The 6,157-nt window shown below is 40.3% G+C and carries 5 protein-coding genes and 23 tRNA genes; 2 read left to right on the top strand and 26 right to left on the bottom strand.

The genetic code is table 11. The annotated features are described in order from the left end of the window. Window positions 1-21: 21 nt before the first annotated feature. Together rpsG and rpsL are read right to left on the bottom strand one after the other, a co-directional pair. Window positions 22-492: a 30S ribosomal protein S7 gene (rpsG, locus tag ESZ54_RS05305; protein WP_136136644.1), complete on the bottom strand. Its 471-nt coding sequence runs from the start codon at window positions 490-492 to the stop codon at window positions 22-24. 53 nt (window positions 493-545) lie between these two features. Further along, entirely contained in the window at window positions 546-959 is a 414-nt protein-coding gene (gene rpsL, locus ESZ54_RS05310) for a 30S ribosomal protein S12 (protein ID WP_136136645.1), read from the bottom strand. Between the two features lie 289 nt (window positions 960-1,248). Here rpsL and rpiA point away from each other — a divergent pair, with 289 nt between their 5' ends. After that, entirely contained in the window at window positions 1,249-1,929 is a 681-nt protein-coding gene (gene rpiA / locus ESZ54_RS05315) for a ribose-5-phosphate isomerase RpiA (RefSeq protein ID WP_136136646.1), read from the top strand. A gap of 20 nt (window positions 1,930-1,949) precedes the next feature. Further along, the gene (gpmA, locus tag ESZ54_RS05320) at window positions 1,950-2,636 is read left to right on the top strand and encodes a 2,3-diphosphoglycerate-dependent phosphoglycerate mutase (RefSeq protein WP_136136647.1); all 687 of its coding nucleotides are present in this window, start codon (window positions 1,950-1,952) and stop codon (window positions 2,634-2,636) included. 45 nt (window positions 2,637-2,681) lie between these two features. Here gpmA and brnQ read toward each other — a convergent pair whose 3' ends face one another. The 24 genes from brnQ to ESZ54_RS05440 all read right to left on the bottom strand — a co-directional run bounded on the left by brnQ (window position 2,682) and on the right by ESZ54_RS05440 (window position 6,133). Further along, on the bottom strand, window positions 2,682-4,040 hold the full coding sequence (gene brnQ / locus ESZ54_RS05325) for a branched-chain amino acid transport system II carrier protein (protein ID WP_136136648.1): 1,359 nt from the start codon (window positions 4,038-4,040) through the stop codon (window positions 2,682-2,684). A gap of 72 nt (window positions 4,041-4,112) precedes the next feature. Further along, window positions 4,113-4,184: transfer RNA gene (locus ESZ54_RS05330), tRNA-Glu, on the bottom strand. A 24-nt stretch (window positions 4,185-4,208) separates the two neighbouring features. Further along, window positions 4,209-4,296: transfer RNA gene (locus ESZ54_RS05335), tRNA-Ser, on the bottom strand. Between the two features lie 13 nt (window positions 4,297-4,309). Beyond that, window positions 4,310-4,383 (bottom strand) — tRNA-Ile (locus ESZ54_RS05340). Between the two features lie 14 nt (window positions 4,384-4,397). After that, a tRNA-Gly gene (locus ESZ54_RS05345) sits at window positions 4,398-4,468 on the bottom strand. 11 nt (window positions 4,469-4,479) lie between these two features. Next, window positions 4,480-4,552: transfer RNA gene (locus ESZ54_RS05350), tRNA-Phe, on the bottom strand. A 7-nt stretch (window positions 4,553-4,559) separates the two neighbouring features. Continuing rightward, window positions 4,560-4,632: transfer RNA gene (locus tag ESZ54_RS05355), tRNA-Asp, on the bottom strand. 3 nt (window positions 4,633-4,635) lie between these two features. Then, a tRNA-Met gene (locus ESZ54_RS05360) sits at window positions 4,636-4,709 on the bottom strand. 11 nt (window positions 4,710-4,720) lie between these two features. Beyond that, window positions 4,721-4,810, bottom strand: a tRNA-Ser gene (locus ESZ54_RS05365). 13 nt (window positions 4,811-4,823) lie between these two features. Next, window positions 4,824-4,895 (bottom strand) — tRNA-Glu (locus ESZ54_RS05370). A 39-nt stretch (window positions 4,896-4,934) separates the two neighbouring features. Further along, window positions 4,935-5,008 (bottom strand) — tRNA-Ile (locus ESZ54_RS05375). Between the two features lie 14 nt (window positions 5,009-5,022). Then, window positions 5,023-5,093, bottom strand: a tRNA-Gly gene (locus ESZ54_RS05380). Between the two features lie 14 nt (window positions 5,094-5,107). After that, window positions 5,108-5,180: transfer RNA gene (locus tag ESZ54_RS05385), tRNA-Asp, on the bottom strand. Window positions 5,181-5,183: 3 nt separating this feature from the next. Continuing rightward, window positions 5,184-5,257, bottom strand: a tRNA-Met gene (locus ESZ54_RS05390). 11 nt (window positions 5,258-5,268) lie between these two features. Beyond that, a tRNA-Ser gene (locus ESZ54_RS05395) sits at window positions 5,269-5,358 on the bottom strand. A 16-nt stretch (window positions 5,359-5,374) separates the two neighbouring features. Next, window positions 5,375-5,448, bottom strand: a tRNA-Ile gene (locus ESZ54_RS05400). Between the two features lie 14 nt (window positions 5,449-5,462). Continuing rightward, window positions 5,463-5,536: transfer RNA gene (locus ESZ54_RS05405), tRNA-Met, on the bottom strand. Window positions 5,537-5,550: 14 nt separating this feature from the next. Next, window positions 5,551-5,624 (bottom strand) — tRNA-Pro (locus tag ESZ54_RS05410). 15 nt (window positions 5,625-5,639) lie between these two features. Then, window positions 5,640-5,713, bottom strand: a tRNA-Arg gene (locus ESZ54_RS05415). Between the two features lie 13 nt (window positions 5,714-5,726). Beyond that, a tRNA-Leu gene (locus ESZ54_RS05420) sits at window positions 5,727-5,812 on the bottom strand. Window positions 5,813-5,822: 10 nt separating this feature from the next. Continuing rightward, window positions 5,823-5,894: transfer RNA gene (locus ESZ54_RS05425), tRNA-Gly, on the bottom strand. A 4-nt stretch (window positions 5,895-5,898) separates the two neighbouring features. Further along, a tRNA-Thr gene (locus ESZ54_RS05430) sits at window positions 5,899-5,971 on the bottom strand. Window positions 5,972-5,979: 8 nt separating this feature from the next. Then, window positions 5,980-6,052, bottom strand: a tRNA-Lys gene (locus tag ESZ54_RS05435). An 8-nt stretch (window positions 6,053-6,060) separates the two neighbouring features. Next, window positions 6,061-6,133, bottom strand: a tRNA-Val gene (locus ESZ54_RS05440). Window positions 6,134-6,157 lie beyond the last annotated feature (24 nt).

Below are 6,157 nucleotides of genomic sequence, written 5' to 3' on the forward strand. Positions count from 1 at the left end.
TGACCACTAAAAAAGAGGATTCTACCAACGGTAATGTGCGAATGCACGGTTAGCTTCGGCCATTTTATGTACGTCTTCACGTTTTTTAACAGATGAACCAGTGTTATTGGCAGCATCCATAATTTCTTTAGCTAAACGTTGTTCCATTGTATGTTCACCGCGTAAGCGAGAATAATTAACAACCCAACGTAAAGCTAATGTAGAACGACGGTCAGGACGAACTTCAACCGGTACTTGATAGTTAGAACCACCAACACGGCGAGCTTTAACTTCTAAAACAGGCATAACATTTTCCATAGCTTGTTCGAAAACTTCTAATGGATCATTCCCTGTAGATTCTTTAATAATATCAAACGCATCATAAATGATACTTGAAGCAACACCACGCTTGCCATCAATCATCACGCGGTTAATTAAACGAGTCACTAATTTAGAATTATAAATCGGATCTGGTAATACATCACGTTTTGCAACAGGACCTTTTCGAGGCATGTGTAACTCCTCCTTCCAAAAATTTTATTTTTATCTATTTGTTTTTAATCGAATTATTTTTTAGGTTTTTTAGTACCATATTTAGAACGGCTTTGTTTACGATCGTTAACACCAGCTGTATCTAAAGCACCACGAACGATGTGGTAACGTACCCCTGGTAAATCTTTAACACGTCCTCCACGGATTAAAACAACACTATGTTCTTGTAAGTTATGTCCAATTCCGGGAATATATGCAGTTACTTCGATTAAGTTTGATAAACGAACACGGGCATATTTACGTAACGCAGAGTTAGGTTTTTTAGGTGTCATTGTTCCGACACGTGTACATACACCACGTTTTTGTGGAGAGTTCACATCTGTTTGAGATTTTTTGAAACTATTATAAGTCTTTCCTAAAGCAGGAGAGTTAGACTTACTCATTTTTGATTTACGAGATTTACGCACTAATTGGTTAATTGTAGGCATGATAGTTCCTCCTTCCTGAAATCTTTCTAGAGCCACACATCCAGGTGGTTCTTTTTTGTAGTAAAAAAATTGATGCAAGAGATCTTGCATGGTATATATGCTTTGCACAGTCAGCATGTCTCAATTAAAGAAACCTGTCTTAAAGCACCTCCGTTACTATAGCATATCTTTTCTGAATTCGTCAACACATTCTCTGAAAAATCATTTAACTTTTTTAGGCTATCTTTTTTTAGAAGATATGCTTACAATAAATTCAGAAGATATTTTAACAATAATAGGAGGCAACACTATGAATTTAAAACAAATGGTAGGTATTGAAGCTGCAAAATATGTCAAAGATGGAATGACTGTCGGTTTAGGTACAGGATCTACAGCCTACTTCATGGTTGAAGAAATTGGTCGTCGTGTTAAAGAAGAAAATTTGAATATCGTCGGTGTGACAACTTCAAAAGCAACAGAAAAACAAGCACTTTCATTAGGTATTCCTTTAAAAAGTATTGATGAAGTTGATTTTGTTGATTTAACAATTGATGGTGCCGATGAAATTTCTGAAGATTATCAAGGAACTAAAGGTGGCGGTGCAGCTCTTTTATTTGAAAAAATCGTTGCTACTTATTCCAAAGAAGTCATTTGGATTGTAGACGAATCAAAAATGGTTAAGCATTTAGGAGCATTCCCTCTTCCAGTTGAAGTTATCCCTTATGGTAGCGATCAATTATTACGAAAATTCACAGCTAAAGAACTAAATCCTAAAATTCGTTTAACAGAAGATGGTAATCCGTTGCTAACTGACAGTAAAAATTATATTATTGACTTATATCTAGAAGATATTTCTGCTCCTCAAGAATTAGCTGTATGGTTAGACCATCAAGTCGGTGTTGTTGAGCATGGTTTATTCTTAGATATGGTGACACGTGTCATTATCGGCACTTCAACTGAGGGTGTCAAAACAATCAACGTGCCACGCTAACCAAGAAAGGGATGGTACAGATGAAAAAATTAGTTTTTGTACGACATGGTTTAAGCGAATGGAATGCATTAAATCTTTTTACCGGTTGGGAAGACGTGGATTTAAGCGAAACTGGTATTAAAGAAGCAAAAGAAGCTGGTCAAAAAATTAAAGATGCAAATATCGAGTTTGACATTGCATATACATCATACTTAAAACGTGCAATTAAAACTTGTCATTATATTTTGGAAGGTTCCAATCAACTTTGGGTTCCTGAAGTAAAATCTTGGCGTTTAAATGAGCGTCATTACGGAGCATTACAAGGACTGAACAAGCAAGAAACTGCTGATAAATATGGAGCTGATCAAGTACAACTATGGCGCCGTTCTTACGACACTCTTCCTCCTTTATTAAGTCCTGACGACCCAAAATCTTCAATTCATGATCGTCGTTATCAATTACTAGACAAACAATCCGTGCCAGGTGGCGAAAATCTAAAAGTTACTTTAGAACGTGCACTGCCATTTTGGCAGGATCACATTGCTCCATCACTATTAAATAATAAAACTGTACTTGTTGCAGCCCACGGAAATTCTTTACGCGCCTTATGCAAACATATCGAAAATATTTCGGATGATGATATCATGGGACTTGAAATTCCAACTGGACAACCGTTAGTTTATGAACTTGATGATGAACTAAAAGTACTCAATAAATACTATTTATAAAAAAAAGCTTCCACACACTTATACAAGTGAATGGAAGCTTTTTTATTACGAATTTACTCGATTGCGTTGATAGATTGACAGCAAAATCCCCACTAGAATACCAATTGTGGCAAACAGGAGCCAACTAAAACCATATTCATACAAGGGTAAGTACTTATTTGCGCCATCCAATAATTTAGCAATCCAGTGTTGTTGTTTTACAAAAACTGGCATTGCATTTAATCCCTCAAAAAAGGCCGAAATCATCGTTAAATAAATGGAGCAGCGATAAACTGCTTTAAAATTTTCAAAAAACTGACTAAACAAAGAAAGAAAGATAAGTAGCATAGCCAGCGGATAGATAAACATTAATACCGGAGTTGAAATAGCAATTATACTAGTCAAGCCAATATTTGAAACAACTCCAGCCAAAACAGTGGCCCCTACACAAAACCATTTATAGTTTACTCTTGGATATAATTTTGTAAATGTTTGCGAAAAGGCGGAAACTAAGCCAATCGCTGTTTTAAGACAAGCTATCAAAACAATAACTGACATAATAATATAACCAAAATTACCCAAATAGTAAACTGAAATTTGAGATAACGTAATCCCACCATTTTTATTTAGTGGAAATTCTCCTAGACTCATTGTTCCCATATACGAGAGCAGCGTATAAATAATTCCCATCAAGACAATACCGATCAAACCAGAAAATCCAATTTTAATTGCTGCTTCTTTTTTGGTAAAATTGCCTAATCTTTGAACGCTTGTCACAATAACTGTTCCAAAAGCTAGTGCTGCAAGAGCATCTAACGTATTGTAACCATTTAAAAATCCCTGTAAAAATGGATGTAACATATATTTTGATTGCGTTGGCGCCGTACTAATTTTCCCCATCGGCATCGCAAAAGCTAGAAACATTAAAATTGCTAATAATATTAAGAATAAGGGTGTTAGATATTTTCCAATATAATCCAAAAGTTTCGTAGGATTTAGCGATAAATACCAGGTAACAGCAAAGAATAAACAAGTAAAAAGTAATAACGCAGGCACTTGGTATTCCGCTTGCACAAATGTTGAAATACCAACTTCATAAGAAGTCGTCGCAAGCCTAGGTAACGCAAATAATGGTCCTATGATCATAAACAATATCGTTGTAAATACATATGAAAAACGATGACTTACTTTTTTTGATAAATCAATTAGACTATCACTTCCAGAAAAACCAAACGCTAAAATCCCTAAAAATGGTAAACCTATTCCCGTTATTAAAAAGCCTAAATTTGCAGCACCCACAGCTTTACCTGCTTCTTGGCCCATTTGAATCGGGAAAATCAAATTTCCAGCACCAAAAAACAAACCAAAAATCATCATTCCGATTGATAAATAATTGGAAAATTTTAATTTAACCGGTTTCTCCATAAAACTAACTCCCTTTTAAAATACATTTTTGCAAAAAAAAAGACTTAAAATTGATTTACAATTTTAAGTCTATGACCCGTACGGGACTCGAACCCGTGTTACCGCCGTGAAAGGGCGGTGTCTTAACCGCTTGACCAACGGGCCAATATTATTAGTGTTAAAACACTATGGAGAAGGAGGGATTTGAACCCTCGCGCCAGTTTCCCGACCTACACCCTTAGCAGGGGCGCCTCTTCAGCCACTTGAGTACTTCTCCTATCTTAAAATAATGGGCCTAAATGGACTCGAACCATCGACCTCACGCTTATCAGGCGTGCGCTCTAACCAGCTGAGCTATAGGCCCTAATTTAAAGAAAAAGCGGGTGACGAGAATCGAACTCGCGACAACAGCTTGGAAGGCTGTGGTTTTACCACTAAACTACACCCGCATAAAAATATATGGCGCAAGACAGAATCGAACTGCCGACACACGGAGCTTCAATCCGTTGCTCTACCAACTGAGCTACTGCGCCAATATAACGGTCCCGACGGGATTTGAACCCGCGATCTCCTGCGTGACAGGCAGGCATGTTAACCCCTACACCACGGAACCTAATTGCGGAGGCAGGATTTGAACCTACGACCTTCGGGTTATGAGCCCGACGAGCTACCAGACTGCTCCACTCCGCGATATTAATAAAAGGAGGATAAGGGATTCGAACCCTTGCGTGCTTTTACACACCTGACGGTTTTCAAGACCGTTCCCTTCAGCCGGACTTGGGTAATCCTCCAAAATAAAACAAATGACCCGTACGGGACTCGAACCCGTGTTACCGCCGTGAAAGGGCGGTGTCTTAACCGCTTGACCAACGGGCCAGTTAAGAACTATTAAAATAAAATATCTTTAAAAGATAATGGGCCTAAATGGACTCGAACCATCGACCTCACGCTTATCAGGCGTGCGCTCTAACCAGCTGAGCTATAGGCCCTAATTTTCAAGAAAAGCGGGTGACGAGAATCGAACTCGCGACAACAGCTTGGAAGGCTGTGGTTTTACCACTAAACTACACCCGCATTTTTCTTTTAGACGGTCCCGACGGGATTTGAACCCGCGATCTCCTGCGTGACAGGCAGGCATGTTAACCCCTACACCACGGAACCTAATTGCGGAGGCAGGATTTGAACCTACGACCTTCGGGTTATGAGCCCGACGAGCTACCAGACTGCTCCACTCCGCGATATCAATAAAAGGAGGATAAGGGATTCGAACCCTTGCGTGCTTTTACACACCTGACGGTTTTCAAGACCGTTCCCTTCAGCCGGACTTGGGTAATCCTCCATAGCTAGTATAACAATGGACCTTGTAGGACTCGAACCTACGACCGCCCGGTTATGAGCCGGGAGCTCTAACCAACTGAGCTAAAGGTCCAAGTTACAAAATTATCGCGGCGGAGGGGATCGAACCCCCGACCTCCCGGGTATGAACCGGACGCTCTAGCCAGCTGAGCTACACCGCGAAATAAAATAAAAATCGGGAAGACAGGATTCGAACCTGCGACCCCTTGGTCCCAAACCAAGTGCTCTACCAAGCTGAGCTACTTCCCGTAGCAATTAAAAAAACGCGCCCAAGAGGAGTCGAACCCCTAACCTTCTGATCCGTAGTCAGACACTCTATCCAGTTGAGCTATGGGCGCTAATATAAAACAATGCCGAGGACCGGAATCGAACCGGTACGGTGATCACTCACCGCAGGATTTTAAGTCCTGTGCGTCTGCCAGTTCCGCCACCCCGGCTGGAACTTAAAGCGGAAGACGGGGTTCGAACCCGCGACCCCCACCTTGGCAAGGTGGTGTTCTACCACTGAACTACTTCCGCAAAATGCCGGCTAAAGGACTTGAACCCTCGACCCTCTGATTACAAATCAGATGCTCTACCAACTGAGCTAAGCCGGCTAAAAAAATGACCCGTACTGGGCTCGAACCAGTGACCCTCTGATTAAAAGTCAGATGCTCTACCAACTGAGCTAACGAGTCTTAAAAAATGGGGGTTAACGGGTTCGAACCGCTGACCCCCTGCTTGTAAGGCAGGTGCTCTCCCAGCTGAGCTAAACCCCCAACATTAAAAATACAAAGCGTGGC

Source organism: Vagococcus silagei (assembly GCF_004795745.1).
Classification (GTDB): Bacteria; Bacillota; Bacilli; order Lactobacillales; family Vagococcaceae; genus Vagococcus; species Vagococcus silagei.

Excerpts from the sequence above, each read along its gene's own strand:
- rpsG (WP_136136644.1), bottom strand. The coding sequence starts at position 492 with ATGCCTCGAAAAGGTCCTGTTGCAAAACGTGATGTATTACCAGATCCG.
- rpsL (WP_136136645.1), bottom strand. The coding sequence starts at position 959 with ATGCCTACAATTAACCAATTAGTGCGTAAATCTCGTAAATCAAAAATG.
- rpiA (WP_136136646.1), top strand. The coding sequence starts at position 1,249 with ATGAATTTAAAACAAATGGTAGGTATTGAAGCTGCAAAATATGTCAAA.
- gpmA (WP_136136647.1), top strand. The coding sequence starts at position 1,950 with ATGAAAAAATTAGTTTTTGTACGACATGGTTTAAGCGAATGGAATGCA.
- brnQ (WP_136136648.1), bottom strand. The coding sequence starts at position 4,040 with ATGGAGAAACCGGTTAAATTAAAATTTTCCAATTATTTATCAATCGGA.